This is a genomic window from Bacillus sp. FSL R5-0434, from assembly GCF_038004745.1.
GTDB lineage: Bacteria > Bacillota > Bacilli > Bacillales > Bacillaceae > Bacillus > Bacillus halotolerans.
Map to the genome: position 1 here is coordinate 935,001 of NZ_JBBORV010000001.1, position 26,211 is coordinate 961,211.

27 protein-coding genes, 17 tRNA genes, 1 rRNA gene, 1 pseudogene and 1 riboswitch (1 of these 47 cut by a window edge) are annotated in these 26,211 nt (G+C 44.2%); of the genes and pseudogenes, 38 read left to right on the plus strand and 8 right to left on the minus strand.

Annotation, left to right across the window (positions count from 1 at the left end; translation table 11 throughout):
• The 17 genes from rrf to NYE43_RS04800 all read left to right on the plus strand — a co-directional run.
• A 5S ribosomal RNA gene (rrf, locus tag NYE43_RS04720) occupies positions 1-61 on the plus strand; it begins 55 nt to the left of the window's first position.
• A gap of 9 nt (positions 62-70) precedes the next feature.
• Positions 71-145, plus strand: a tRNA-Asn gene (locus tag NYE43_RS04725).
• Between the two features lie 5 nt (positions 146-150).
• Positions 151-242: transfer RNA gene (locus NYE43_RS04730), tRNA-Ser, on the plus strand.
• Positions 243-276: 34 nt separating this feature from the next.
• Positions 277-348 (plus strand) — tRNA-Glu (locus tag NYE43_RS04735).
• A 9-nt stretch (positions 349-357) separates the two neighbouring features.
• Positions 358-433, plus strand: a tRNA-Val gene (locus NYE43_RS04740).
• Positions 434-440: 7 nt separating this feature from the next.
• Positions 441-517: transfer RNA gene (locus NYE43_RS04745), tRNA-Met, on the plus strand.
• 13 nt (positions 518-530) lie between these two features.
• A tRNA-Asp gene (locus NYE43_RS04750) sits at positions 531-607 on the plus strand.
• 12 nt (positions 608-619) lie between these two features.
• Positions 620-695 (plus strand) — tRNA-Phe (locus tag NYE43_RS04755).
• Positions 696-700: 5 nt separating this feature from the next.
• A tRNA-Thr gene (locus NYE43_RS04760) sits at positions 701-773 on the plus strand.
• Positions 774-795: 22 nt separating this feature from the next.
• A tRNA-Tyr gene (locus tag NYE43_RS04765) sits at positions 796-880 on the plus strand.
• Between the two features lie 5 nt (positions 881-885).
• Positions 886-959: transfer RNA gene (locus tag NYE43_RS04770), tRNA-Trp, on the plus strand.
• 24 nt (positions 960-983) lie between these two features.
• Positions 984-1,059, plus strand: a tRNA-His gene (locus tag NYE43_RS04775).
• A 9-nt stretch (positions 1,060-1,068) separates the two neighbouring features.
• Positions 1,069-1,140: transfer RNA gene (locus NYE43_RS04780), tRNA-Gln, on the plus strand.
• Positions 1,141-1,189: 49 nt separating this feature from the next.
• Positions 1,190-1,264: transfer RNA gene (locus tag NYE43_RS04785), tRNA-Gly, on the plus strand.
• A 5-nt stretch (positions 1,265-1,269) separates the two neighbouring features.
• Positions 1,270-1,340, plus strand: a tRNA-Cys gene (locus tag NYE43_RS04790).
• Between the two features lie 7 nt (positions 1,341-1,347).
• A tRNA-Leu gene (locus NYE43_RS04795) sits at positions 1,348-1,436 on the plus strand.
• 254 nt (positions 1,437-1,690) lie between these two features.
• Positions 1,691-1,772 (plus strand) — tRNA-Leu (locus NYE43_RS04800).
• Positions 1,773-1,870: 98 nt separating this feature from the next.
• On the opposite strand, the gene NYE43_RS04805 is transcribed toward NYE43_RS04800, so the two are convergent.
• On the minus strand, positions 1,871-2,647 hold the full coding sequence (locus NYE43_RS04805; RefSeq protein ID WP_341061090.1) for a sporulation protein: 777 nt from the start codon (positions 2,645-2,647) through the stop codon (positions 1,871-1,873).
• A 153-nt stretch (positions 2,648-2,800) separates the two neighbouring features.
• Here NYE43_RS04805 and NYE43_RS04810 point away from each other — a divergent pair, with 153 nt between their 5' ends.
• On the plus strand, positions 2,801-2,998 hold the full coding sequence (locus NYE43_RS04810; RefSeq protein WP_010333477.1) for a hypothetical protein: 198 nt from the start codon (positions 2,801-2,803) through the stop codon (positions 2,996-2,998).
• Positions 2,999-3,038: 40 nt separating this feature from the next.
• Here the strand turns inward: NYE43_RS04810 and NYE43_RS04815 are convergent, their stop codons facing one another.
• Genes NYE43_RS04815 through NYE43_RS04825 form a run of 3 tightly spaced genes read right to left on the minus strand, consistent with a single transcriptional unit; the run spans position 3,039 to position 4,776 of the window.
• Positions 3,039-4,175 (minus strand): zinc-dependent alcohol dehydrogenase, encoded by a 1,137-nt coding sequence (locus NYE43_RS04815; RefSeq protein ID WP_198097931.1) that lies wholly within the window; start codon positions 4,173-4,175, stop codon positions 3,039-3,041.
• 20 nt (positions 4,176-4,195) lie between these two features.
• The gene (locus tag NYE43_RS04820) at positions 4,196-4,555 is read right to left on the minus strand and encodes a spore coat protein (RefSeq protein ID WP_010333479.1); all 360 of its coding nucleotides are present in this window, start codon (positions 4,553-4,555) and stop codon (positions 4,196-4,198) included.
• The gene (locus NYE43_RS04825) at positions 4,552-4,776 is read right to left on the minus strand and encodes a hypothetical protein (protein ID WP_024120670.1); all 225 of its coding nucleotides are present in this window, start codon (positions 4,774-4,776) and stop codon (positions 4,552-4,554) included. Before NYE43_RS04825 ends, NYE43_RS04820 begins: the two co-directional genes overlap by 4 nt.
• 101 nt (positions 4,777-4,877) lie before the next feature.
• Between NYE43_RS04825 and NYE43_RS04830 the strand changes: the two genes are divergently transcribed.
• The 3 genes from NYE43_RS04830 (at position 4,878) to NYE43_RS04840 (ending at position 7,979) form a co-directional block, all read left to right on the plus strand.
• Complete coding sequence (locus NYE43_RS04830) at positions 4,878-5,570, plus strand: Type 1 glutamine amidotransferase-like domain-containing protein (protein WP_341061093.1); 693 nt, start codon at positions 4,878-4,880, stop codon at positions 5,568-5,570.
• A gap of 68 nt (positions 5,571-5,638) precedes the next feature.
• A riboswitch (TPP riboswitch) is annotated at positions 5,639-5,746 on the plus strand.
• Positions 5,747-5,878: 132 nt separating this feature from the next.
• Positions 5,879-7,651, plus strand: coding sequence for a phosphomethylpyrimidine synthase ThiC (gene thiC, locus NYE43_RS04835; protein ID WP_024120672.1), 1,773 nt, complete (start codon positions 5,879-5,881; stop codon positions 7,649-7,651).
• A 142-nt stretch (positions 7,652-7,793) separates the two neighbouring features.
• On the plus strand, positions 7,794-7,979 hold the full coding sequence (locus NYE43_RS04840) for an FbpB family small basic protein (protein WP_024120673.1): 186 nt from the start codon (positions 7,794-7,796) through the stop codon (positions 7,977-7,979).
• Positions 7,980-8,018: 39 nt separating this feature from the next.
• On the opposite strand, the gene katA is transcribed toward NYE43_RS04840, so the two are convergent.
• Positions 8,019-9,470: a catalase KatA gene (katA, locus tag NYE43_RS04845; RefSeq protein WP_341061096.1), complete on the minus strand. Its 1,452-nt coding sequence runs from the start codon at positions 9,468-9,470 to the stop codon at positions 8,019-8,021.
• 398 nt (positions 9,471-9,868) lie between these two features.
• Here katA and NYE43_RS04850 point away from each other — a divergent pair, with 398 nt between their 5' ends.
• The 6 genes from NYE43_RS04850 (at position 9,869) to rpsN (ending at position 14,637) form a co-directional block, all read left to right on the plus strand.
• Positions 9,869-10,636 (plus strand): ABC transporter ATP-binding protein, encoded by a 768-nt coding sequence (locus tag NYE43_RS04850; RefSeq protein WP_101860917.1) that lies wholly within the window; start codon positions 9,869-9,871, stop codon positions 10,634-10,636.
• A gap of 17 nt (positions 10,637-10,653) precedes the next feature.
• Entirely contained in the window at positions 10,654-11,655 is a 1,002-nt protein-coding gene (locus NYE43_RS04855; RefSeq protein ID WP_106021575.1) for an aliphatic sulfonate ABC transporter substrate-binding protein, read from the plus strand.
• On the plus strand, positions 11,649-12,482 hold the full coding sequence (locus NYE43_RS04860; RefSeq protein WP_081638258.1) for an ABC transporter permease: 834 nt from the start codon (positions 11,649-11,651) through the stop codon (positions 12,480-12,482). The genes NYE43_RS04855 and NYE43_RS04860 overlap by 7 nt, the downstream gene beginning before the upstream one ends.
• 19 nt (positions 12,483-12,501) lie before the next feature.
• A complete protein-coding gene (gene ssuD, locus NYE43_RS04865; protein WP_103672353.1) occupies positions 12,502-13,638 on the plus strand; it encodes an FMNH2-dependent alkanesulfonate monooxygenase in 1,137 nt (378 codons plus the stop codon).
• Positions 13,639-13,729: 91 nt separating this feature from the next.
• Complete coding sequence (locus NYE43_RS04870; protein WP_268544843.1) at positions 13,730-14,260, plus strand: hypothetical protein; 531 nt, start codon at positions 13,730-13,732, stop codon at positions 14,258-14,260.
• 107 nt (positions 14,261-14,367) lie between these two features.
• Positions 14,368-14,637 carry a 30S ribosomal protein S14 gene (gene rpsN, locus NYE43_RS04875; RefSeq protein ID WP_341061101.1) on the plus strand — a complete coding sequence of 90 codons (270 nt, stop codon included), beginning with the start codon at positions 14,368-14,370 and terminating at the stop codon, positions 14,635-14,637.
• Between the two features lie 17 nt (positions 14,638-14,654).
• On the opposite strand, the gene NYE43_RS04880 is transcribed toward rpsN, so the two are convergent.
• Together NYE43_RS04880 and NYE43_RS04885 are read right to left on the minus strand one after the other, a co-directional pair.
• Positions 14,655-15,128 carry a hypothetical protein gene (locus NYE43_RS04880; RefSeq protein ID WP_095713775.1) on the minus strand — a complete coding sequence of 158 codons (474 nt, stop codon included), beginning with the start codon at positions 15,126-15,128 and terminating at the stop codon, positions 14,655-14,657.
• Between the two features lies 1 nt (position 15,129).
• Positions 15,130-15,330: a helix-turn-helix transcriptional regulator gene (locus NYE43_RS04885; protein WP_095713785.1), complete on the minus strand. Its 201-nt coding sequence runs from the start codon at positions 15,328-15,330 to the stop codon at positions 15,130-15,132.
• A gap of 193 nt (positions 15,331-15,523) precedes the next feature.
• Between NYE43_RS04885 and NYE43_RS04890 the strand changes: the two genes are divergently transcribed.
• Positions 15,524-15,597 (plus strand) — tRNA-Gly (locus tag NYE43_RS04890).
• A gap of 90 nt (positions 15,598-15,687) precedes the next feature.
• Here NYE43_RS04890 and NYE43_RS04895 read toward each other — a convergent pair.
• A complete protein-coding gene (locus NYE43_RS04895; RefSeq protein WP_095713773.1) occupies positions 15,688-16,311 on the minus strand; it encodes a hypothetical protein in 624 nt (207 codons plus the stop codon).
• A gap of 83 nt (positions 16,312-16,394) precedes the next feature.
• On the opposite strand from NYE43_RS04895, the gene queG reads away from it, so the two are divergent.
• The 10 genes and pseudogenes from queG (at position 16,395) to NYE43_RS04945 (ending at position 26,186) form a co-directional block, all read left to right on the plus strand.
• The gene (gene queG / locus NYE43_RS04900; RefSeq protein ID WP_268544832.1) at positions 16,395-17,540 is read left to right on the plus strand and encodes a tRNA epoxyqueuosine(34) reductase QueG; all 1,146 of its coding nucleotides are present in this window, start codon (positions 16,395-16,397) and stop codon (positions 17,538-17,540) included.
• A 79-nt stretch (positions 17,541-17,619) separates the two neighbouring features.
• Positions 17,620-18,549 (plus strand): amidase domain-containing protein, encoded by a 930-nt coding sequence (locus tag NYE43_RS04905; protein ID WP_095713771.1) that lies wholly within the window; start codon positions 17,620-17,622, stop codon positions 18,547-18,549.
• A 37-nt stretch (positions 18,550-18,586) separates the two neighbouring features.
• Positions 18,587-19,069, plus strand: a complete 483-nt coding sequence (gene trmL / locus NYE43_RS04910; RefSeq protein WP_081638260.1) for a tRNA (uridine(34)/cytosine(34)/5-carboxymethylaminomethyluridine(34)-2'-O)-methyltransferase TrmL — start codon at positions 18,587-18,589, stop codon at positions 19,067-19,069.
• 117 nt (positions 19,070-19,186) lie between these two features.
• Entirely contained in the window at positions 19,187-19,828 is a 642-nt protein-coding gene (locus tag NYE43_RS04915) for a YhbD family protein (protein WP_174754410.1), read from the plus strand.
• Complete coding sequence (locus NYE43_RS04920; protein WP_341061108.1) at positions 19,819-20,532, plus strand: bactofilin family protein; 714 nt, start codon at positions 19,819-19,821, stop codon at positions 20,530-20,532. Before NYE43_RS04915 ends, NYE43_RS04920 begins: the two co-directional genes overlap by 10 nt.
• 10 nt (positions 20,533-20,542) lie before the next feature.
• Positions 20,543-21,250 (plus strand): polymer-forming cytoskeletal protein, encoded by a 708-nt coding sequence (locus tag NYE43_RS04925; RefSeq protein ID WP_024120687.1) that lies wholly within the window; start codon positions 20,543-20,545, stop codon positions 21,248-21,250.
• A 357-nt stretch (positions 21,251-21,607) separates the two neighbouring features.
• Complete coding sequence (gene prkA / locus NYE43_RS04930; protein WP_024120689.1) at positions 21,608-23,503, plus strand: serine/threonine protein kinase PrkA; 1,896 nt, start codon at positions 21,608-21,610, stop codon at positions 23,501-23,503.
• A 178-nt stretch (positions 23,504-23,681) separates the two neighbouring features.
• A complete protein-coding gene (gene yhbH / locus NYE43_RS04935; protein WP_095713766.1) occupies positions 23,682-24,860 on the plus strand; it encodes a sporulation protein YhbH in 1,179 nt (392 codons plus the stop codon).
• Between the two features lie 159 nt (positions 24,861-25,019).
• Positions 25,020-25,484: a MarR family transcriptional regulator gene (locus tag NYE43_RS04940; RefSeq protein ID WP_024120690.1), complete on the plus strand. Its 465-nt coding sequence runs from the start codon at positions 25,020-25,022 to the stop codon at positions 25,482-25,484.
• A 35-nt stretch (positions 25,485-25,519) separates the two neighbouring features.
• Positions 25,520-26,186, plus strand: a pseudogene (locus NYE43_RS04945) (HlyD family efflux transporter periplasmic adaptor subunit).
• Positions 26,187-26,211: the final 25 nt, after the last annotated feature.

Sequence of the window (26,211 nt, forward strand, 5' to 3'; positions counted from 1 at the left end):
AGCTCTTCAGCGCCGATGGTAGTCGGGGGGTTCCCCCTGTGAGAGTAGGACATCGCCAGGCAGACTTCATTCCGCAGTAGCTCAGTGGTAGAGCTATCGGCTGTTAACCGATCGGTCGTAGGTTCGAATCCTACCTGCGGAGCCATTATTGGAGAGCTGTCCGAGTGGTCGAAGGAGCACGATTGGAAATCGTGTAGGCGGTCAACTCCGTCTCAAGGGTTCGAATCCCTTGCTCTCCGCCACTGATATTTATACATAATCACAATTGAAAGTCTGGGCCCGTTGGTCAAGCGGTTAAGACACCGCCCTTTCACGGCGGTAACACGGGTTCGAATCCCGTACGGGTCATTATATGATGGAGGATTAGCTCAGCTGGGAGAGCATCTGCCTTACAAGCAGAGGGTCGGCGGTTCGAGCCCGTCATCCTCCACCATTATCATCGCGGGGTGGAGCAGTTCGGTAGCTCGTCGGGCTCATAACCCGAAGGTCGCAGGTTCAAATCCTGCCCCCGCAACCAATTAAAATCAAATGGTCCGGTAGTTCAGTTGGTTAGAATGCCTGCCTGTCACGCAGGAGGTCGCGGGTTCGAGTCCCGTCCGGACCGCCATTTAAATAATAAGGCTCGGTAGCTCAGTTGGTAGAGCAACGGACTGAAAATCCGTGTGTCGGCGGTTCGATTCCGTCCCGAGCCACCACCTATGCCGGTGTAGCTCAATTGGTAGAGCAACTGACTTGTAATCAGTAGGTTGGGGGTTCAAGTCCTCTTGCCGGCACTGTTTTTTCAAAACTTAATGTGGAGGGGTAGCGAAGTGGCTAAACGCGGCGGACTGTAAATCCGCTCCCTCAGGGTTCGGCAGTTCGAATCTGCCCCCCTCCACCATTTATAGGGGCATAGTTTAACGGTAGAACAGAGGTCTCCAAAACCTCCGGTGTGGGTTCGATTCCTACTGCCCCTGCCAAATTTATGACATCTTGAGATTATGGCGGTTGTGGCGAAGTGGTTAACGCACCAGATTGTGGCTCTGGCACTCGTGGGTTCGATTCCCATCAATCGCCCCATATTATCATTGGGCTATAGCCAAGCGGTAAGGCAACGGACTTTGACTCCGTCATGCGTTGGTTCGAATCCAGCTAGCCCAGTCTCACTTTTTTATATCAATTGAATATAATGTATTAAGTCCCTTAAGATGCGGAAGTAGTTCAGTGGTAGAACACCACCTTGCCAAGGTGGGGGTCGCGGGTTCGAATCCCGTCTTCCGCTCCAATTACGGCGGCATAGCCAAGTGGTAAGGCAGAGGTCTGCAAAACCTTTATCCCCGGTTCGAATCCGGGTGTCGCCTTTCTTTTGCCGGGGTGGTGGAATTGGCAGACACACAGGACTTAAAATCCTGCGGTAGGTGACTACCGTGCCGGTTCAAGTCCGGCCCTCGGCACCAATTTTACTTACTTGATAAGTTAAATTGGTGTTTGTGCTTAAAAATATAATGAAGCTAATCATATCAATGATCTACTTATGTAGATCATTTTTTTATTGTATGAAAGTGTCGAAGTAAGCATTGGGCTGTATTTCATAAAAAGTCGCTTTAGCCCTTTATTATTATATTTCCCAAAAAACTTTTTTGAAATACATTGACACTTTATCATATCCATGATATATTTATATTCGTCGGTTAGATACGACGTAAAACTTGCCGGTGTGGCGGAATTGGCAGACGCGCACGACTCAAAATCGTGTTCCTTCTGGAGTGTCGGTTCGACCCCGACCACCGGTATACAAAAGAACCCCGTTTCTTACTTATGTAAGAAACGGGGTTTCGTTTTTATTAAAAGAAGGAGCCTATATTAATAAGCAGAGGCTCCTTTTTGTTATTTACTCAGCATATTGGTCGATGATCTCTTCTAAGACCTCTTCAAGTTGTTCGATATCATCAAGCTCTGATTGTCTGAAACGGACACGTACAAGCTGCTCTCCGTCATTATATATCTCTTCCAGCCATCCACGCAGGCCTCTTGCCCGGCGATCAACTTCGAAAATAATTTCTAAACCGTCTTCCTCTAAAAGAAAAATAAGCTCTAATTCATCAAGCATCTGACGGTAATAGCCTGATGTTGGAACAAACTCAAATTCTTGAACGAAAGGCAGACGGCGCTGGAAGTAAGATGCCTGTTCACAGTCTGCTTCGTTAAGACGGAAGCCAAGGTTCTCAATTGCTTCTAATACATTTTCAACCCAAGGATGTGCTTCTACGAAGATACGATCGTGATCTGATTTATCAATACCGCCTTGAATGTCAAGGTCTGTCACTACTACGACTTCTACCTTCCCTACAGTAATCGGTGTATCAAGAGGCAGGATGAAGGAGAACGGAAATCGGTGTTCTTCTCCAGGCTGAATGGTGAATGAACCAGTTACCCGAAAAGAATGAATTGTTGCGTGTTTCCGGTGCTCTTCATCGTCTTTTACAATGACATATCTTGTGTTGAGCTGTAAGTCAATATAACGGATATCCTGGGCGATTTTCCCGCCTTTTACATGTACAGTTCCGCGGACTTCTTCTCCTGGACAATACGCATCTTTCTCCAAAATGGTATCGACTTTTGCTGCACCGATGCCGGCACTTGCGGCAAGTTTCTTAAAAAATGACATATTAGATCTTCCCCTTTTTCTTTTTCTCAACAGTTATACGTGGGAAGAAGGAAAAAAGGTTCATTTATTTTGAAATAAATGAACCTTTTTTCCTATATTCGTTTATCTGAGGGACAGACTAAAAGTGATGCTTAAGTATAGGAGGAGATATGAATGAATAAAGAAACGATGGTCGCTGATGAATTACATAGAATGTTTTTAGCTGGTGAGCTGCAAATCACAGTCGAGGAGGACATTAACAATCTTTCAGAAAGACTGAGAAGCGGTGAACTCAGATTAGACAGTTTGACCGGGGAAGATGCGTTTATAAAAGAAACAGTAAACGAAGCGTTAAGAAGAGTGGAGCAATAAAATAGAGAGACGGCTTCTCAAAATGAGAGACCGTCTTTTTTTATGGTTTAAGAAGCACTTTAATGGCTCCGTCTGTTTTCGTATCAAACACCTCATAACCGTGCTTTGCTTGATCTAACGGCAGAACATGGGTAATGATGTCGCCCGGATCTACTTTACCTGTAGCAATCAGTTCATACAGGTACGGCATATAATGAATGACGGGGGCTTGGCCGGTTCTAATATTTACGTTCCTTTGGAAGATGTCTCCGAATGGAAATGCATTGTATCTCATTCCGTACACACCTGTCACTTGAATTGTGCCGCATTTTCTGACAGCCTGTGCCGCCGTTACCAGCGCACCCATGGCTCCGCCGTGCATTTTAACACCGGTGGCGAGAAATTCAAGCGGGGACATTTTGCCGTCCATTCCGACGCAGTCGATGACGACATCTGCACCGCCCTGTGTGATTTCTTTCAAATATGAACCAGCGTTTTCATGATGCTCGAAATTAACGATTTCTACATTGTTTGTTTTTTTTGCGTGCTGAAGGCGATAGTCTACATAATCCACTGCAATGACTCTTTTGGCGCCTTTCATCCATGCGAATTTTTGCGCGAGCAGCCCGACAGGACCGCAGCCGAGAATAATGACGGTATTTGCCTCTTTTACTCCTGCGTTGTCTACGCTCCAATAGGCTGTCGACATAGCGTCTGAAAGCAATACCAATTTCTCATCTTCTACTTCACAGTCATCAGGAAGTTTAAAGGGAGTGAAGTTAGCATAGGGGACGCGCATGTATTCAGCCTGGCCTCCGGGATAGCCGCCTGCTGAGTCTGAATAGCCAAAATAAGCACCGACTTCGCCGTTTGCATTTGAATTGTCACATTGGCTTTCAAGCTGGTTTTTGCAGAAAAAACATTCGCCGCAGCTGACGTTAAACGGTATGATGACACGATCGCCTTTTTTAACCTTGTGAACGTCGGGGCCTGTTTCTTCAACAATGCCCATTGGTTCATGGCCGATGATATAATCTTCAGGAAAATTGGGAACCATGCCGTGAATTAGGTGTAAATCAGATCCGCAGATTGCTGTGGTTGTCAGTTTGACGATGATATCATCAGGTTTTTTGATTTCTGGCGCTTTTACCTCTTTGACGCGGACGTCTTTAATGCCTTGATACGTAACAGCTTTCATTCATGATGTCTCCTTATTGTTTAGTGATCGGGCGTTGCGAATGTTCCGAGACGGTTCGTGTTATCGGGGAAAAGTTTTAGTCCGGCGATATCAACGGCTGTTTGTGCTGATTTCATATCGATTTGAAATTGTTTGTCCAAGTCAGAAGGGAAAAGCCAGCCTTTTTCCATCATGAGCTGTGATAGTTCTCCGTGCAGGTAAATAGCGGCGTCTAATTGATTTCGCAATGCTGTTCTGAGTTCTGGGCTTGCGGTTTCCGTGATGGCGACAGCATAATTTTTGATGCCGGTTTTTACGGAAATTAAGAAATCTAGGGCAAGTGCTGAATCAGCAAGGTCAGGCATGCCTTTTGCGTTTTTCGGGTCTAAGAAATCGTTCAATGATAGTCACCTCCTGTTATTGTCGGGGCCTTTTGATAGAGGCTCTGAAGCTCAGTTACGTCCCGTACAGACTGCTGTACATCCTTCTCCATAAGGGCTCTCAGTTCCTGATCGAACACCAGTCCCTGCATCATTTTTGATTTAAGTAAACATACGGTTTTGAAGTTGAGGATTTCGTGTAAATCAACTGTTTCGTGGTTTGCCAAACGGTCTTGTTCCATTTATTCGGTCACCTCCTGATTCAAAGGTATTTTTACCTTGTATCATGCTTTTATGCGAAAGTGCTATAATGGGGAAAATATTTTCTTGGGGGAGTCGGATGATGAAACAGATTATTGCGATGGGTGGCGGAGGTTTTTCAATGGAACCAGATCATCTGGTTCTTGATCAATTTATCATTAATCAGTTAAAGCAGCCCTCACCTCGCATTTGTTTTTTGCCAACGGCAAGCGGGGATGCGGAGAACTATGTTCAGCGGTTTTACCATGCTTTTCAAAAGCTTGATTGTGACCCGTCTCATTTGTCTTTATTTAAGCCGCCGACAACAGATTTAGCCTCCTTTATTATGGAGAAAGATGTGATTTATGTCGGCGGGGGAAATACAAGAAATTTGCTGGTGCTGTGGAAGGAGTGGGGACTGGATCACATATTGAAAAAAGCTTGGGAGAACGGGATTATTTTAGCGGGATTAAGTGCAGGTGCGATCTGCTGGTTTGAAGAAGGTGTGACGGATTCTGCCGGACCGCTGACCGGTTTGAAAAGCTTGGGTTTTTTGCAAGGCAGTTTTTGTCCTCATTATGATGGAGAAAAGGATCGGAGACCTACATATCATCACATGATATCAGAGAAAGCGTTGAGCAGCGGTTATGCGGCGGATGATGGAGCAGCTCTTCATTTTATTGATGATCATTTTTTTCAGGCTGTGAGTTCAAGATCTGATGCAAATGCGTATCAGGTGGTGCTTCATGAAAATGAAATCTCCGAAATAGCATTGCCGATTACATATTTGTCTTGAATTTGCTGAATATTTTATACATTGCTCTTTTTTTCAGTTTGTTTTTATGATACGATAAGTGCGAAATTAATAGTTACTGGGGGTGCCCGCTGACGGGCTGAGAGAGAAGATATGCTTCTTAACCCTTTGGACCTGATCTGGTTCGTACCAGCGTGGGGAAGTAGAGGAATTGTTTTTATTATTGCTGAATACTGCAATAATATGTTTCTTTCTGACTGTAACCGGGTTCATTCAATTGAATCCGGTTTTTTGTGCTGGTTATGGGCTTGATTTTGTCCTTTCAAACAAAGAGAGGGGAAGGATAAGTGATGCAAAATCATTCAGTGCAGCAAGCCAACATTTCCATTATGTCGAGTTTTTCGGGGAGTAAAAAAGTATATGTAGAGGGGGCTTCGCCGGATATTCAAGTGCCGATGAGAGAAATTGAACTCAGTCCGACAACAGGATCATTCGGCGAAGAGGAAAACGCGCCGGTTCGTGTCTATGATACAAGCGGACCGTATACGGACCCCGATGTAAAAATTAATATTCAAGAAGGTTTAAAACCGCTTCGGCACAAGTGGATCACTGGGCGCGGCGATGTTGAAGAATACGATGGACGTGCTGTGAAGCCAGAAGACAACGGCTATAAAAAGGCTAACCCTAATGTAAGCTATCCCGGGTTAAAACGGAAACCGCTGCGGGCGAAAACAGGCCAAAATGTCACTCAAATGCATTATGCGAAAAAGGGGATAATTACCCCTGAAATGGAGTTTATCGCTATTCGTGAGCATGTGTCTCCCGAATTTGTCAGAGATGAAGTAGCCAGCGGCCGGGCGATTATTCCAGCAAATATTAATCATCCGGAAAGTGAACCAATGATAATCGGCCGAAATTTCCATGTGAAAATTAACGCGAATATCGGGAATTCAGCCGTTACATCTTCGATTGAAGAAGAAGTGGAAAAAATGACGTGGGCGATTCGCTGGGGAGCAGATACGATGATGGATCTTTCCACGGGGAAAGATATTCATACGACGCGTGAATGGATTATCCGAAATTGTCCGGTTCCGGTTGGCACCGTTCCGATCTATCAAGCGCTTGAAAAAGTAAACGGTGTAGCGGAGGATTTAACGTGGGAAATCTACCGTGACACGCTGATTGAGCAGGCTGAACAGGGTGTGGATTATTTTACGATTCACGCGGGTGTTTTGCTGCGATATGTGCCGCTAACTGCTAAACGGACAACGGGAATTGTGTCACGCGGCGGAGCGATTATGGCCCAGTGGTGTCTGGCTCATCATCAGGAAAGCTTTCTGTATACTCATTTTGAAGAAATCTGTGAAATTATGAAAACGTATGATATTGCCTTTTCTCTTGGAGACGGGCTTCGCCCAGGGTCAATTGCCGATGCCAATGACGAAGCGCAGTTTGCTGAATTAGAGACTCTCGGAGAACTCACGCAAATTGCCTGGAAGCATGATGTTCAGGTGATGATTGAGGGGCCGGGTCATGTGCCGATGCATAAAATCAAGGAGAACGTCGATAAACAAATGGAAATCTGTAAAGAAGCGCCTTTTTACACGCTAGGACCGCTGACGACGGATATTGCACCGGGCTATGACCACATTACATCAGCGATCGGAGCGGCGATGATCGGCTGGTACGGTACGGCCATGCTTTGTTATGTGACGCCGAAGGAGCATCTCGGGCTGCCAAACCGTGAAGATGTGCGGGAAGGGGTTATTACATACAAAATTGCGGCGCATGCGGCTGACCTTGCAAAAGGGCATCCGGGAGCGCAAATACGAGATGACGCTTTATCAAAAGCCCGCTTTGAATTCCGCTGGCGAGACCAATTTAACCTGTCGCTTGATCCGGAAAGAGCGCTTGAATATCATGATGAGACCCTGCCTGCTGAAGGGGCGAAAACGGCTCATTTCTGTTCGATGTGCGGGCCGAAATTTTGCAGCATGAGAATTTCTCAGGATATCCGTGATTATGCCAAAGACAAAGAGCTTAATGAGTGGGATGCCATTCAAGAGGGCATGAAAGAAAAAGCCGAGGAATTTGTGAATCAAGGGAGCAAACTTTATAAGTAACAGTATAGAAAGTCATTGACAGGCCGAATTGAATACGTTTAAATATAGCTAATATACATTTCCAACATTTGCTGATCGGATCACCGAAGGCTCTTATCTTTTGAGATAAGAGCCTTTTTTATTTTTAAAGGAGGGAGAAATGATGGGAACCAAAAAAGAGAAAGGGAGAAGACGCTTCAGAAAACGAAAAACATATGGCAATCAGATGCTGCCGCTGGCGCTTCTTATTGAAAAGAACAAGCGGGAGATAATGAATAGTGAGGAGTTAATGGAAAAAATTTATATGAAGATTGACGAGAAGCATACGGCAATCCGTAAATCTATGTAAAAAACCCGCTGAATAAACAGCGGGTTTTTTTCTATGCTATTAAACTTCTTTTTTAATTGGCAAACCTAAGCCCTCTGCTACGCGTCTTCCGTATTCAGGATCAGCTTTGTAAAAGTGCTCGATTTGGCGGAGTTTGATTTCTTCTTTTTCTACCGGTTTCATTGCATTTACGATATTTTCTACAAGGCGGGTGCGTTCCTCTTCGCTCATTAAACGGTAGAGATCGCCAGCTTGTGTGTAGTGATCATTGTGATCGTAGCTTACGCTGTCAGCCCTTCCTTGTACTGGATAAGCCGCTTGTTTATCCTCAGGTGACTCAGTCGGTCCGCCGAAGCTGTTTGGCTCGTAGTAGACGGAGCCGCCGCCGTTATTGTCAAAGCGCATTTGTCCGTCACGCTGATAGTTTCTTACTTCGTTGCGTGCGCGGTTGATCGGCAGGGCCTGGTGGTTTGCTCCCACACGGTAGCGATGCGCATCATGATACGCAAACAGACGCCCTTGAAGCATTTTATCCGGTGATACATCAATACCGGGGACCAGTGTTCCAGGTGAGAATGTTGCTTGTTCTACTTCTGCAAAGTAGTTTTCCGGATTTCTGTCAAGAACCATACGGCCGACTTCAATGAGCGGATAGTCTTTTTGAGACCATACTTTTGTGACATCAAACGGATTGAAGCGGTACGTATTTGCATCTTCTAAAGGCATGATTTGCACATATAATTTCCATGCAGGGAAATCGCCGTTTTCGATTGCATTGAACAGATCTTCAGTATGATAATCGGGGTTTTCACCGGCAATTTTTGCTGCTGTCTTCACATCAAGGTTCTTCACGCCTTGTTCTGTTTTAAAGTGATACTTGATCCATACGCCTTCGCCTTCGGCATTTGTCCATTTGAATGTATGGCTACCAAAACCGTGCATGTGGCGAAGTGTAGCAGGAATTCCGCGGTCAGACATCAGGATCGTCACTTGGTGTAGAGATTCCGGTGAAAGTGACCAGAAATCCCATACAGCTGTAGGATTTTTCAAGTGTGTTTTTGGATCTCTTTTTTGTGTATGGATAAAATCAGGGAACTTAATCGCATCGCGGATGAAGAATACCGGCGTATTGTTGCCGACGATGTCATAGTTTCCTTCTTCTGTATAAAACTTAACAGCAAATCCGCGCGGGTCGCGAACGGTGTCAGCAGAGCCAAGTTCACCGGCAACTGTTGAGAAACGGATGAACAAAGGTGTGCGTTTGCCGACTTCTGATAAGAAAGCAGCTTTTGTATATTTTGTTACATCGTTTGTCACTTCAAAATAACCGTGTGCGCCTGCACCTTTAGCATGAACGACACGCTCAGGAACACGTTCTCTGTTAAAATGGGCCAATTTTTCGAGTAAGTGTACATCTTGGATTAAAGTTGGTCCGCGAGAACCGGCAGTCATTGAATTTTGATTATCTCCAACTGGAGCTCCCCAGCTAGTTGTCAGTTTATTTGAACTCATGTCATCACCTCTTGGAATTGATAAGAACATAATATCATCTATAAGTAAAAAGTCAATATTATTTTATAATGATTATAAAATAATCATTTTTATAATACGATAAAAACTATTGAAAAAAGCAGAAAACCCTTGGCAGAACAGTTTAATAGAGATGATCGAGGGTTCATAGAAATAAGCGCTATTTGCGAATATGAAAAGTAAGTGATAAACATTAATCCAAAAAATGTTGAATAAAAAAGAGTTGACATATCGGAATAATTTGAATTAACATGATATTCAAACAAAAAAACAATTGGGCAGCTGATCGGACCGCCGAAGGCTCTCATCTCTACAAAAACAGAGATGGGGGCCTTTTTGTTTTTTTAGAAGGCGGGGTTGGCAGAAGGAGAGGGATAAAAGTGGCTGTGACCATCAACATCAAGGAAAAAGCATTTGCTCAAGAAGGCCGCCAAACTACGGTCTTGGAGAATATTCAATTATCAATTGCACCGGGTGAGTTTTTAACGATCATCGGACCGAGCGGATGCGGAAAAAGCACACTTTTAAAGATAATTGCAGGACTTGATTCTGATTTTAGCGGGAGTGTCGAAATTAACGGACGCCATGTGACTGCACCAGGTATTCAGCAAGGATTTATTTTTCAGGAACACCGTCTTTTTCCTTGGCTGACGGTTGAGCAGAATATTGCCGCCGATTTGAATTTGAAAGATCCTAAAGTCAAACAGAAGGTAGATGAACTGATCGAGATTGTCAGATTAAAAGGATCGGAGAAAGCATATCCGCGTGAGCTGTCGGGCGGTATGTCTCAAAGAGTGGCCATCGCACGAGCTCTTCTGCGGGAGCCGGAGGTGCTGCTTTTGGATGAACCGTTCGGTGCGTTAGACGCGTTTACTCGAAAACACCTTCAAGACGTGCTGCTGGATATATGGCGGAGGAAAAAGACAACGATGATACTCGTCACTCATGATATAGATGAATCTGTTTATTTAGGGAATGAGATTGCGATCCTAAAAGCCAAACCGGGAAAAATTCACAAGCTGATGCCAATTCATCTGGCTTATCCCCGAAACAGGACGACGACTGATTTCCAAGCGATCAGACAGAAAGTGCTGTCGGAATTCGAAAAAACAGAAGACTTTGAGTATGCAGAAGGATCAGGGATATAGAAAGGGCTGAAGCAGAGATGAAAAAAGGAATCATTGTATTGGCATCTATTTTTTTTCTGCTGGCAGGGTGCGGAGCAAATGGAGCCAGCGGTGATAAAAAACCATTGAAAGAAATTCGGATCGGAATACAGCAAAGCTTAAGCCCGCTTTTAATTGCCAAGGAAAAAGGCTGGTTTGAAAAGGCTTTTGAAAAAGAAGGCATCAAGGTGAAATGGGTGGAGTTTCAAAGCGGGCCGCCACAATTTGAAGGGCTTGCAGCAGATAAACTTGACTTTTCTCAAGTCGGCAATTCACCAGTGATCGCTGGACAGGCGGCAGGCATTGATTTTAAAGAAATCGGCTTGTCTCAGGACGGATTAAAGGCGAACGGAATACTTGTGAATCCAGCCAGCGGGATTAAGGAGGTCAAAGATTTAAAAGGAAAGAAAATTGCTGTAGCGAAAGGCAGCAGCGGCTTTGACTTTTTGTATAAAGCGCTTGATCAATCAGGCTTGTCAGCTGATGACGTGACCATTATTCAGCTGCAGCCTGATGAAGCGGCCTCTGCGTTTGAAAACGGTTCGGTTGACGCTTGGTCCATCTGGGAGCCGTACCTATCCTTAGAAACAATCAAACACGGAGCGAAACTTCTTGTGAACGGGGAAAGCACCGATTTATATTCACCAGGGTTTACATTAGTGAGAACAACATTCTCTAAGGAACATCCAGACGAAGTGGTCCGTTTTCTGAAGGTATTTAATCAGGCGGTTGTATGGCAAAAGGAACATCCGGATGAAGCGGCTGACTTGTATGCAAAAATAAAAGATCTCGATAAAAAGGTCGTTGAAAATGTGCTGAAAAATACGGAGCCTCTGAATGAGGTTATTAGTGAAGACATTATAAAAGCGCAGCAGGAGACAGCGGATTTTCAATTTAAAACAAAAGCGATAGATAAGAAAATTGATGTGAGAGAAGTTGTTGATAATTCATTTATCAAAAAAGCGTTAAAGGAAAAAGTCTCTGGAGGTGATCCATCATGAAAGCAGAGGCTGCAGGTTCACTGCCGAAAGCAAATGCTGAAGCGATACAAAGAAAGCCCCATAGAATCAAATACGGGTGGGCAAAGGGGCTTCTGCTGCCTGCTGTGATCATAGCCATCTGGCAGGTGATCGGCAGTCTTGGCATCGTGTCGGCGACAGTGCTCCCTACACCTGTTGCGATCTTGCTGACGTTTAAAGAGCTCATTTTGACAGGCGAGCTCTTTGGCCATCTGCAAATCAGTATATACCGGGCAGCGCTTGGTTTTGTACTTGGTGCGGGGCTTGGACTTTTGATCGGAATTTTGGCCGGATTTTCAAAACGGACGGAATTGTATCTTGACCCATCATTGCAAATGCTCAGAACTGTTCCGCATCTGGCTGTCACGCCGCTGTTTATTTTATGGTTCGGTTTTGATGAAATATCTAAAATTTTGCTGATTGCGCTCGGCGCTTTCTTCCCTGTGTATATCAATACATTTAACGGCATTCGCGGAGTTGACGCTAAGCTGTTCGAAGTTGCCCGGGTGCTTGAATTTAAATGGCACCAGCAGATGACAAAAGTGATTGTGCCGGCATCCCTGCCCAATATATTGCTCGGCATTCGCTTATCGCTGGGTATTGCATGGCTTGGGCTTGTTGTAGCGGAGCTGATGGGTTCAAGCTCAGGGGTCGGTTATATGATCATGGATGCCAGACAATTTTCACAAACAAATAAAGTGTTTGCCGGGATTATCATTTTTGCGGTGGTTGGAAAGCTGACGGATTCTTTTGTCAGACTGCTTGAACGAAAGCTATTAAAGTGGAGAAACAGTTACGAGGGAAAATAGACGAAAAGGAGAGATTGATATGGACATTCTTTGGTTTATTCCGACACATGGAGATGCAAGGTATTTAGGGTCGGAAAGCGATGGACGGACGGCGGATCATGAATACTTTAAACAAGTGGCGCAGGCCGCTGACAGGCTGGGGTATACAGGAGTCCTTCTGCCTACGGGAAGATCGTGCGAGGACCCTTGGCTCACAGCCGCGGCGTTAGCCGGGGAAACAAAGGACTTAAAGTTTTTAGTCGCGGTACGGCCTGGGTTAATGCAGCCTTCTCTTGCAGCCAGAATGACCTCTACCTTAGATCACATTTCAGATGGACGGCTGCTGATTAATGTTGTGGCAGGGGGCGATCCGTACGAGCTAGCCGGGGACGGACTGTTTATCAGTCATGATGAGCGCTATGAAGCAACGGACGAATTTTTAACTGTTTGGCGGGGGCTTTTGCGCGGAGAAACGGTTACCTATGAAGGAAACCATATAAAAGTGGAAAACAGCAATCTGCTATTCCCGCCGCGGCAAGCACCGCACCCGCCTATCTATTTCGGCGGGTCCTCACAGGCTGGAATTGAAGTCGCGGCAAAGCATACAGATGTGTATTTAACGTGGGGTGAGCCGCCTGAGCAGGTAAAAGAAAAGATCGAGAGAGTCAAAAAGCAAGCGGAAAAAGAGGGAAGAACAGTGCGGTTCGGCATTAGGCTGCATGTGATCGCCCGTGAAACAGAACATGAGGCGTGGGAAGCGGCTGAGCGTTTAATCAGCCATTTGGATGATGACACGATTGCCAAAGCACAGAACGCTTTGCGCCGTGCTGATTCTTCGGGTCAAAAGCGGATGGCGGAGCTTCATCGAGGCGATCGGACAAAGCTTGAAATCAGCCCGAATCTGTGGGCGGGTATCGGCCTGGTCAGAGGAGGGGCAGGCACGGCTCTTGTCGGAGATCCGCAGACTATTGCCGACCGTATAGCGGAGTACCAGGCCCTCGGCATTGAATCATTTATTTTTTCCGGCTATCCTCATTTAGAAGAAGCGTACTATTTTGCAGAGCTCGTCTTCCCGCTTTTGCCGTTCGAAAATGAGCGGACAAGGAAACTTCAGAAAAAAAGAGGAGAAGCCGTCGGTAACACTTATTTTGTCAAAGAGAATCATGCGTCAGTTTAAGTGAAAACACAGCCTCCGAACATGGTATGATAATCAAAAAAGGGGGCTGTTTTTTCTGAAAATACTTATAAGTGCCGTTACTCTGTTGGTCATGCTGTCAGCATGCGGAAATACGAAGCACATGGAAATCAAAGAGGCAGATGTTTCAGATATTGAAAAAAACAGAATGAAGATTGCGGCTCCGCATTCATTCGCTGCTGAAGTTACTAATATCAATGAAAGCATTTCTGAGGCAGACATGTACATTGAACATTACCAAAACGGAAAGCTTGTTGAAACGATAGGTCCGGTAACGGCTGATTACACGGAAGAAAATCCCGATACATTACAATTTGTTTATTTTGAGAATGAGGAAGGGCAGAAAAAAATGAGCACCGTTCACTTTGGCATTGTTGATGAACAAGGGAGCAGCACGGCTGCTTCATCGTTTCAGCGTGACGTCAGCGCTGCACAGGAAATGACTCAAAATATTTCATCAGCGGAGCCAATTTCTTTCGGGAAACCGGTATTGATCGGCAGCAGCATAAAGGATTCTAACGGTACAATGAAAACCTCTGAAAACAAAAATGAACTGATTAAACATAAAGATGCTCTGCTTTATTATGTTGAATTGCATAAATAAAATGGACGGCTTCGGCCGTCTGTTTTACCGAGCGGTGTGCTTGCATTTTAGAATACATCGTGATACATTTTAAATCGTAAATATTACGATTTAAAGGAGGCTTTTTCTTGGCTAAGAAATCAAAAGTGGCAAAAGAATTAAAACGCCAGAAGCTTGTTGAACAATATGTTGCTATCAGACAAGAGTTAAAGGCAAAAGGAGATTACGAAGCACTCAGCAAGCTGCCGAGAGATTCAGCACCGGGAAGACTCCATAACCGCAGTATGGTAACGGGCCGCCCGAGAGGATATATGAGAAAATTTAAAATGTCCAGAATTGCATTTAGGGAGCTGGCGCATAAAGGTCAAATTCCGGGTGTGAAAAAAGCAAGCTGGTAAGAAAAAACTCCGGACGATTACACCGCGCCGGAGTTTTTTTCATTTTTCTTGAAGGAAATGACGTAGGATATGTGCTGGATGATCATGATGATAAACACGATAATAATAGGGAAAAAGGGAATGTGTGACTGAAACAGCGGATAAAAAATGAGCAGGACAGCGGCGGCAGGCAGTGAAAAGTAGACGGCGATATATGACGCACGGCAGGCTTTTGCCGTCATCATCTGCTCTCTTTCATCCTGTTCCTCAAATTCATCTGGCAGCAGGAGATTTTTTGACGCAGGTCGGCTTTTCTTTTGTAAATAGATATAAACTGCAGCTGCCGCAATAAAAAGAATAAACGGGGTGATGTTTATTTCAAACATCATCTGGCCGTTCCTTGTGCTGAAAAAGGCTTCAATGCCTTCCGAAGCTTCAAAGTATGCAATCAGTGTCCAGCATGCAAGGCCGAACAAAACGAGGTGAAATGCTGCTTTTGTTTTCATGCCCATATTAGTCTTCCTCCTCTAGCCAAAAGACATCCTCCATTTTCATGGAGAAGGCTTTGCAGATTTTTAATGCTAATAACAGTGAGGGAACATAGTCTCCTTTTTCAATTGCTGCTACCGTTTGTCTCGTGACGTCGACCGTTTCTCCGAGTTTTTCCTGAGAATAGCTGAAACGCGCTCTGAGCTCTTTCACTTTATTTTTCATCATGACGTCTGCCACCTTCACATTCTCACTTTCTTCCATTGTATAGTTTATTTAACATTATGTAAATGTAACTTAACAATATTACAAAAATAAAAATTTTTTTCGACAAATTTTTTATATTCTCTTGACGAAAAATTAATAAACGTGTAACATAATAAAAGTCAAAGCGGTGCTGACACCGCCAATAATAAATGCGGGTGTAGTTTAGTGGTAAAACCTCAGCCTTCCAAGCTGATGTCGTGAGTTCGATTCTCATCACCCGCTCCATACATACGTTATTAACGCAGTGTTTCGTTTCTCAGATAAACGAAGTATTGCGTTTTTTTATGTGTAAAAGAACACGAATCTCGTGTTCTTTTACGTAAGCCAATGTACTGTATGGCAGCCGCCGTGAATTTGTTCAAACATTTTCGTTAATGATGTTAATAGGTTAACGGCGTTTTCTTTTTTAATCGATGGCGGGAAAAAGATGATTTGCAGCATGCTTTTTGTATCTGCTGTGACGGGTTTTTGATTGACTTTGTTTTTGAAATCGCCGAATACCCCGTCTTCATCAGAATAAATCAGTATGTTATCTTTTTCTCCTATTGAAATCCGGACTGGCTCCTGAAGCTTGCCAGCATCATAGATCATAATGGGGAGAGAATATTTTAACGCGAAAAAATGTATGGTATCATGGGCTGAATCCTCGCTTTCCATGAATTGTTCTTTGGATATCGGGATCAGCATTTGCTCCATCGGCGTTTTTTCTCCCTCGAATGAAGGGTCAAGCTGCTTAAAGATTGTCTGCCATTCTTTGACGTAAGGCTGGCTGGAAATTCCGCCGTCCGCATAGTCAAAAAACAGGGACTCTTGAAATAAACGAAGTCTGCCTTTCAGCATTTGCGGAGAGGGGCCGACTTCAATATTTTCATATATCACAGCGGCTGCATTTATTCCTGCCGCGCGTTCAGTAATAACAGGATCAAGTTTGATATTCACATGCATTCACTCCAATTACGGGATATCAACCTATTATACAACGGCTTATTGTTTTATCACAAAGAAAGGAGGCTGTGCAAACCATGAACGTTTATCAGCTGAAAGAAGAATTAATTGAATACGCGAAAAGCATTGGCGTGGACAAGATCGGTTTTACGACCGCTGATACATTTGCCAGTTTAAAAGACCGTTTGATTCTTCAGGAGTCACTCGGATATCTTTCCGGTTTTGAAGAGCCTGATATTGAAAAAAGAGTGACGCCGACGCTGCTTTTGCCGAAAGCGAAATCAATCGTGGCGATTGCACTTGCTTATCCTTCGAGAATGAAGGATGCGCCAAGAAGCACGCGAACTGAGCGCAGAGGCATTTTTTGCAGAGCCTCCTGGGGAAAGGACTATCATGACGTCCTGCGGGAAAAGCTCGATCTTCTGGAGGATTTCCTGAGAAGCAAGCATGAGGATATCAGGACAAAATCAATGGTCGATACGGGTGAATTGTCTGATCGGGCAGTGGCGGAACGGGCCGGAATTGGGTTCAGCGCCAAAAATTGTATGATTACAACGCCAGAGTACGGGTCTTATGTGTATTTGGCGGAAATGATTACAAATATACCTTTCGAGCCGGATGTGCCGATTGAGGATATGTGCGGATCATGCACCAAATGTTTAGATGCTTGCCCGACGGGAGCGCTTGTGAACCCTGGGCAGCTTAACGCTCAGCGCTGTATATCTTTTCTGACCCAGACAAAAGGATTTTTGCCGGATGAATTCCGCACGAAAATCGGAAACCGACTGTATGGATGCGATACGTGCCAAACGGTATGTCCAATCAATAAAGCGAAGGATTTTCATCTGCATCCTGAAATGGAACCGGACCCCGAGATTGCAAAACCGTTGCTGAAGCCGCTTTTAACCATCAGCAACCGTGAATTTAAAGAGAAATTCGGACATGTTTCAGGCTCGTGGCGCGGAAAAAAACCGATTCAGCGGAATGCGATTCTGGCGCTTGCCCACTTTAAAGACACCTCCGCACTGTCTGAACTGACGGAGCTTATGCATAAAGATCCGCGCCCGGTCATCAGGGGAACGGCTGCCTGGGCTATCGGGAAAATCGGAGACAACACATACGCGGAGGAGCTTGAAAAAGCACTGGAAAAAGAAAATGATGAAGAGGCAAAGCAGGAAATTGAAAAAGGAATTGAATTGCTAAAAGCCGGCATGACTAAATAAGTCTTGTCCTGACATACGTATAGAGCAGAAGGAAAAAACACTTGAGATGCAGCCAAGTGTTTTTTCTCTATAAAAAAGTATGTCGGGTGGGGTGAGCTTGAAGCACATATTAGAACAACTAGCGGAGGAGCGTCTCAGCTATCTGGTCAACGGGCATGATCTGAGACAGGAGCCTCAAGTCGGAGACCTGGAAGTCATGGAACGAAAGAAAAAGCTTCTGGAAAAACGTAAGATTGAGATGATAAAAGCGAAAGCAAAAGCTGTCATAGACTATGTGCAGGTTGAGGATGACGGAACCGCCTGCATCAGGTATATCATACACTTCGAATATCTATACAAGGAGCAGGATGACAGTCTGTATATGGAAGAGCAGATAGAAGAAAGAGTCGCTTTTGTTTATGATCAAATTCTGATTAAGGATCAGGAAGTGATAAAAAAACCGGCGGGGTTTAGTGAAGGCCAAAGCATTATTGACTATTCACAGGAAGAAAGGGAAGCGTTTGGCCGAGCTTTTCAATATGACCGGCTCGGAGCGGTACAATATGCCGAAAAATATTGGAACAAGCGTAATCCGGCTTATAAGAATTTCAGCGATAATTGTACGAATTTTATTTCTCAGTGTCTTCATGCAGGAGGAGCGCCAATGCGCGGTCACCCGAACAGAGGATCTGGCTGGTGGATGAAACAAAGCTCTTGGAGCTATAGCTGGACGGTGGCGCACTCGATGAAAATGTATTTGACGAATTCCAAGGCCGGCCTTCGGGCGGTTCGGGTGAAATCAGCGGAAGACCTGGTGCCGGGTGATGTGATTTGCTATGATTTTGAGGGAGACGGCCGGTTTAATCATACAACGATTGTGGTGGCGAAGGACAAAGGCAATATGCCGCTTGTCAACGCCCAGTCCTATGACAGCCGGATGAGGTATTGGTCATACGAGGATTCAACTGCATACACACCGTCTATCCGATATGCCTTTTTTCATATCGTTGATGATACGACAAAAGAGTAATTAATGATATAATGATGAGCGGATAAGAAAAATAGAGGTGAACACAGTGGCATTACATGTCGTTTTATATCAACCAGAAATTCCTGCTAATACAGGGAATATCGCACGTACTTGCGCAGCAACAGATACAACGCTCCACCTGATTCGTCCGCTCGGCTTTTCAACAGATGATAAAATGCTGAAGCGCGCCGGACTTGATTATTGGGAGTTTGTAAACGTAGTGTATCATGACTCGTTAGAAGAATTGTTTGAGGCATATAAAAAAGGGCAGTTTTTCTTCATCACGAAATTCGGCCAAAAGCCGCATACATCTTTTGACTACACGGATATTGACGAGGATTATTTCTTTGTGTTCGGAAGAGAAACAAGCGGCTTGCCAAAGGAATTAATTCAAAATAATATGGACCGATGCCTGCGCCTTCCGATGACAGAGCATGTCAGATCGCTAAATCTGTCCAATACCGCAGCGATTCTTGTGTATGAGGCGCTGCGTCAGCAAAATTACCGAGATTTAAAATAGTGAAAAACCCGCTCATGTGTATGGGCGGGTTTTTTTTATAGAACTGTGTTTTGTTATTTTAGGCTTAACAACGTAACAGTGTTATGTTACAATGTATCCATCAAAGGAGCTGGACTTATGGAAGATCAATTAATCTCTAAAAAAGAATTGCTTGAAGAAACATCCATCTCATACGGTCAGCTGTATCGATGGAAACGAAAAAATTTAATCCCTGAGGAGTGGTTTATACGTAAATCCACATTTACAGGGCAAGAGACGTTTTTTCCTAGAGAGGATATTTTAAAGCGCATTTCAATCATTCAAAAGATGAAAGAAAATTTGTCTTTGGATGAGATGCGGGAGATGCTGTCACCGAAAATGAAGGATGTGAGCATGACAGCTGATGAATTGCTGACGAAAGGTTTGATATCAAAGCCGGCTCTGCATGTCTTTTCAGAAGGCGGAGCAGACACGGTGTTTTCTTCTCGGGAGCTGTTGTCGCTGTATGTGCTTGAAGGGCTTTTACAATCCGGAAATGTCAGCTTGGAAGAAGCGAAAATGGCTGCTGAGGTATTGAGGAAGTATGATACAGCGGAGATCAAGAAGCAGACGGAACTGATCATTTTACGCAAGCTGGGTGTAACGACTTGTTTTATAGCGGCTGCCGCGGACAGCATCCTTTTTGAGTCGTCCGTCAAGATTGTCGAAAGAGTGGATTTAGCAAATGCTTCAGAGGAACTAAAGACAAAATATATGCAGGAGGGCCATCAATGGAAATAATGGATAATCTGGTGATAAACGGTACGGGGAGTTCAAAGGGCGGAAAATTTCAATCAGTTGAGATTAATGGCAGCGGAACCGTGGCCGGAGACGTGGAGTGTGACTCTTTTTCATTTAACGGGACCGGTAAAGCGGATGGGAGCGTCAAGGCAAAAACAGTAACCATCAGCGGTTCAGGGAAAATTCATGGGGATGTTGAAGCAGAATCCATCCGCATGAATGGAACAGGCTTTATTCAAGGTGATACCGCCGCTAAACAATTGAAGGTTGCGGGATCGTCAACATTTGGCGGAACAGTCAAGGCTGATGACATTGTGATCACCGGAAAGGCGGTCATGGAAGCTGATTGTGAAACGGAAACATTTCAGACCGAAGGGAAATGCAAAGTCAGCGGTCTTTTAAATGCTGATCAGGTGAATATCAAGCTTTCTTCCGGAGAGAGTTATGTGCGGGAAATCGGCTGCCGCCATCTTCAAGTGACGGGCAGAAAAGGGATGCTGACATTGCTGAAGCTGATGCCGACCCCTGTGTTAACGGCTGAATTGATCGAGGGGGACGTGATTGAGCTGACAAATACGAACGCCAAGACTGTGCGGGGAAACACAGTGAAAATCGGTCCGAACTGCCGGATTGAGACCGTGGAATACAGCGGTGATTATACTTGTTATCCGAACGCTTCGGTAGGCATGTACACAAGAATGTAAGGAGGATCATATGGAAACAGTAAAATTAGGGAATTTAAAATTATATGGTGCCGGGCACGCTGCGGGAGGTGCCTATCACCATGTCAGCATCAAAGGTGAAGGTACGGTTGGAGAAGGACTGTCCGCTGCAGGCTGCCGCATATACGGCACAGGCCGTTTTCTCGGGAACGCGGAGACTGAACGGCTGAAAGTATTCGGAGAAAGCGAGTTTGAAGGCGATTTGACTGCGGACAAAATCAGCATATATGGGACGATGCAAGTCAGAGGAGCTCTTCATGTTGGCCGATTGAAGCTGAAGGGTCTGACTGAGATCGGCGGCAATATGGCAGGGGATTCGTGTGAAGCAAAAGGAAAGCTCAGCGTGAAAGGCGATTGTGAAATCGAATCGTTTCATATCACTGGCTGTGTGGACGTAACAGGTTTGTTGAATGCAGGCGAGATTGATATCGGATTGAGCCATGATGCCAGCCGGGTTCGGGAAATAGGCGGAACGTCCATTACTGTAAAAAAACGTGCGCGCTTTTTTACGCGAAAAAAAGCGAAACTAACTGCGGAGCTGATTGAAGGAGATAAAATCTATTTGGAAAATACCGAGGCGGCGGTTGTCAGAGGGAAAGAAGTCGTTATCGGGCCTGGCTGTAAAATCGGCACAGTTGAGTTTGAAAACAAATGCGAATGCGATCAGCATTCAAAAATGATGAAAAGAATTAAGTTGTAAAACATTGTTCTGTTACAAAGAAAAAGGGCGCTCTCAGGAGGGAGCACCCTTTTCTTTTTATTCTTTTCCCGGCTTGCTATCGTACCCTGCGGTAAAAATTGATACTAAAAAAGTGACAATGACTCCCATCATGATGATTGTTTTCACCGTCTCTCCCCCTCTTCAATTTTTCCTGCTGTCCGAGTCTGGATGATTCTGTATTTTCTTTATTATGAACGCACGCAGTCTGCCTTGTCAACGCTGTATAAGGTATCTTTATTTTTAAGAAACCAAAGCATGTATCACGAGCTGACGGCATAGATTGTATCAAAGTACCTTTTTTTGCACAGCGCATCAAACATGATAGAGGAGGTCCTTATGGATATATTAAAGAAAATTGAAAAGTACAGAGAGGAAGAGCAGCGTCTGAAATGGGAAGGAACATTCGCTGATTATTTGGAGATTATTAAAGAGAATCCAATGGTCGCGCAATCTGCTCATTCTCGTGTTTTTAATATGATAAAAGACAGCGGGATAGAGGAGATTGACGGACGGAAGAAGTACAGCTTTTTTGACCGCGAGCTGTTCGGGCTTGAAGAATCCCTCGAGCGCCTTGTGGAAGAATATTTTCATCCGGCTGCGAAAAGGCTTGATGTCAGAAAGCGGATTCTGCTTTTAATGGGCCCTGTGAGCGGCGGTAAGTCAACGCTGGTCACGATGCTCAAAAAAGGTCTTGAAGCGTACACGCTGACGGATAATGGTGCTGTATATGCGATTAAAGGCTGCCCGATGCACGAGGACCCCCTTCATTTAATCCCTCATCATTTGCGGGAGGATTTTTACAGAGAATACGGCATTAGAATAGAAGGAAGTCTTTCACCATTAAATGTGATGAGGCTGGAGGAAGAGTACGGAGGGCGTATTGAAGATGTGAGGGTGGAGCGAATCTTCTTTTCTGAGGATAAGCGTACGGGAATCGGCACCTTTAGCCCGTCTGACCCGAAATCTCAGGATATTGCCGATTTGACGGGAAGTATTGATTTTTCAACCATTGCCGAGTACGGTTCTGAATCTGATCCGCGAGCCTACCGGTTTGACGGAGAGCTGAACAAGGCGAACCGAGGCATGATGGAGTTTCAGGAGATGCTGAAATGTGATGAGAAGTTTCTCTGGCATTTGCTCTCACTGACACAGGAAGGGAATTTTAAAGCCGGGCGATTTGCGTTAATTTCTGCTGATGAGCTGATCGTAGCTCACACGAATGAAACGGAGTATCGCTCATTTATTTCTAATAAGAAAAACGAAGCCTTGCACTCCAGAATTATTGTGATGCCTGTTCCTTATAACTTAAAAGTGTCTGAGGAAGAAAGAATTTATGAAAAAATGATCGCAGAAAGTGATGTATCGGATGTTCATATTGCTCCTCACACCCTTAAGGTCGCCGCGATGTTTTCAATCCTTACGAGATTAAAAGAGCCGAAGCGGTCTGATATTGATCTGGTGAAGAAAATGAGACTGTATGACGGAGAAAGTGTGGAAGGCTTTAATTCAGTAGACGTTGAGGACATGAAGAAAGAATATAATGATGAGGGTATGAGCGGAATTGACCCGCGCTACGTGATCAACCGCATTTCTTCAACCATTATCAGAAAAAATATGGAGTCGATCAATTCCCTTGATGTTCTCCGTTCTTTAAAAGAAGGACTTGATCAGCATCCGTCTATTTCAAACGAGGATCGGGAGCGGTACTTGAATTTTATTTCTGCAGCCCGTAAGGAATATGATGATATTGCGAAGAAGGAAGTCCAAAAAGCGTTTGTGTATTCATATGAAGAATCAGCCAAAACGCTCATGGATAATTATCTCGACAACGTAGAGGCTTATTGCAATAAAAATAAGCTGCGTGATCCTTTGACAGGGGAAGAAATGAATCCGGACGAAAAGCTGATGAGATCGATCGAAGAACAGATCGGCATTTCCGAAAACGCGAAAAAAGCGTTCCGCGAAGAAATCTTAATCCGCATCTCCGCTTATGCGAGAAAAGGAAAGCGGTTTGACTACAATTCCCACGAAAGACTGCGTGAAGCCATTCAGAAAAAATTGTTTGCTGATTTGAAGGATGTCGTTAAAATTACGACCTCAACGAAAACGCCTGATGAGCAGCAGCTGAAGAAAGTAAATGAAGTCGTAGCCCGTTTAATTGATGAGCACGGCTACAACTCGACGAGTGCCAATGAGCTGCTGAAATACGTCGGCAGCCTGCTGAACCGATAAGCAAGTGACCCGTCCGAACAGGGCGGGTTGTTTTGTGCCATTTTCTAAATAGTTTGTCAATTAACTGTACTTATGCGCATATGATGAATATAAATCTTTTCGAAAGACTTGTTTCATAATCTGGCACAAGCCGGAATAGGTATGTATCACGACCACAAATGGTTAAGGAGGGGAATTCATGTCCCAAAATGACAGCGGCCATTTTTTAATTTCTGAGGAAAACTGGTCCCTCCATCGCAAAGGCTTCGATGACCAGCAGCGCCACCAGAAAAAAGTACAGGAAGCCATAAAAAACAATCTCCCGGATCTCGTAACCGAGGAAAGCATTATTATGTCTAACGGCAAAGATGTAGTGAAAATTCCAATCCGATCACTGGATGAGTATAAAATCCGCTATAACTACGATAAAAATAAACATGTAGGGCAAGGGGACGGCGACAGCCAGGTTGGAGATGTTGTAGCCCGGGACGGATCAGACAAAAAGCAGGGGCCGGGTAAAGGCCAGGGAGCCGGAGATCAGGCAGGCGAGGATTATTATGAAGCAGAAGTTTCACTAATGGATTTAGAAGAAGCGCTCTTCAAAGAATTAGAGCTTCCGAATCTTCAGCAAAAAGAAAGAGATAATATCATCCACACGGATATTGAGTTTAACGATATCCGTAAAACAGGGTTAACCGGTAATATTGATAAGAAAAGAACAATGATGTCGGCTTTTAAACGCAACGCGATGACAGGGAAGCCGTCTTTCTATCCGATTTATCCGGAGGACTTAAAATATAAAACATGGAATGATGTCACGAAGCCTGAGTCAAAAGCTGTCGTGTTAGCAATGATGGATACGAGCGGCAGTATGGGCGTGTGGGAAAAGTACATGGCGAGAAGCTTCTTTTTCTGGATGACCCGCTTTTTACGGACGAAATATGAAACAGTTGAAATTGAATTTATTGCCCATCATACAGAAGCAAAAGTTGTGTCTGAGGAAGATTTCTTTTCAAAGGGAGAAAGCGGCGGAACAATCTGTTCTTCCGTATATCGAAAGTCGCTTGAGCTGATCGATGAAAAATACAGCCCCGCCCGTTATAATATTTACCCTTTTCATTTCTCCGACGGCGACAATCTCACATCTGATAATGCCCGGTGCGTGAAATTGGTGAATGATATTATGAAGAAAGCGAATTTGTTCTGTTATGGCGAGGTTAATCAATACAATAGACACTCGACGTTAATGTCGGCTTATAAAAATGTGAAAGACGAGAAATTCAAGTACTATATTTTAAAGCAGAAGTCAGACGTTTTTCAGGCGCTGAAGAACTTTTTTAGAAATGAAGAAACTGGCATCAGCCATCAATTATCCTAGTGAAGAGCCCATTTCAGGGCTTTTTTTTATTTAAAAAAAGTAAGAAAGCGATTACGAAAAAAATAAGAAGAAAAAAGGAATTTTTCCTTTGACAAATCTTCTTTCATTTATTAATATTTTATCTTGTGAACTATTATTGAGGAATGAGGTGAAAAGGAGTTGACTGAATCAGAACGTGCTTTGCTCACTTTTGAACAGCTCTTCGATACGTCTCGGTCTATCTATAAAAAACAGAAGAAGATATTGGAGATTGTGCTTGAGCCTTTTGATATTACAGTCCTTCAATATTTACTGATGTTTAAAATTCATCAAAGCGGAAGCACGCCGCTCAGCAAGCTGGCCATGTCTCTTGATCTTAAGCCTGCTTCTGTGACCCGGATGACCGATATCCTATATAACCGGCAATTGATGAATCGATATGACAGTCCGGATGACCGCCGTATCGTCATGATTCAGTTAACCGAAGAGGGGGAAAAACTTTTACAGAAAGCCGCTGTGCAATACGCAAAAATGGGCGCGAGCCTGTATCAGAAGCTTGACACGTCTCAGCTTCAATATTTGCGTAAGCTTGCCGGGAGTTTATCAAAACTCGCTGAAGGCTGTGCAGAAAAAAGCGGTAATTGAAAACTTCCCACATATTTTCACCAGCTTTCCACAAAATGATAGAGGAAGAAACGAAAGGAGAAAAACAAAATGAACAGAGGACGTTTAATTCTGACCAACATTATCGGTTTGATTGTTGTTCTTGCAATTATAGGCGGAGGTGCTTACTACTATTATCAAAGCACAAACTACGTAAAAACAGATGAAGCAAAAGTAGCCGGCGATATGGCAGCTATCTCAGCTCCAGCAGCAGGTAAAGTATCCGACTGGGATCTTGAAGAAGGAAAAACAGTGAAAAAAGGCGATACAGTTGCAAAAATCAAAGGTGAACAAACGGTTGATGTGAAATCCATCATGGATGGAACAATTGTGAAAAACGAAGTGAAAAACGGACAAACCGTACAGGCTGGTACAACAATTGCGCAAACGATTGACATGGACAACCTGTACATCACAGCAAATATTAAAGAAACAGATATTGCGGATGTTGAAGTAGGAAATAGTGTAGACGTAGTAGTTGACGGAGATCCTGATACAACTTTTGACGGTACTGTAGAAGAAATTGGCTATGCGACGAACTCAACTTTTGATATGCTTCCATCTACAAATTCAAGCGGAAACTACACAAAAGTAACGCAAAAAGTTCCTGTTAAAATTTCAATCAAAAACCCATCTGATAAGGTGCTTCCAGGTATGAATGCATCTGTTAAGATTTCTGAGTAAAACAGATCAGTCATCAAACCATGAA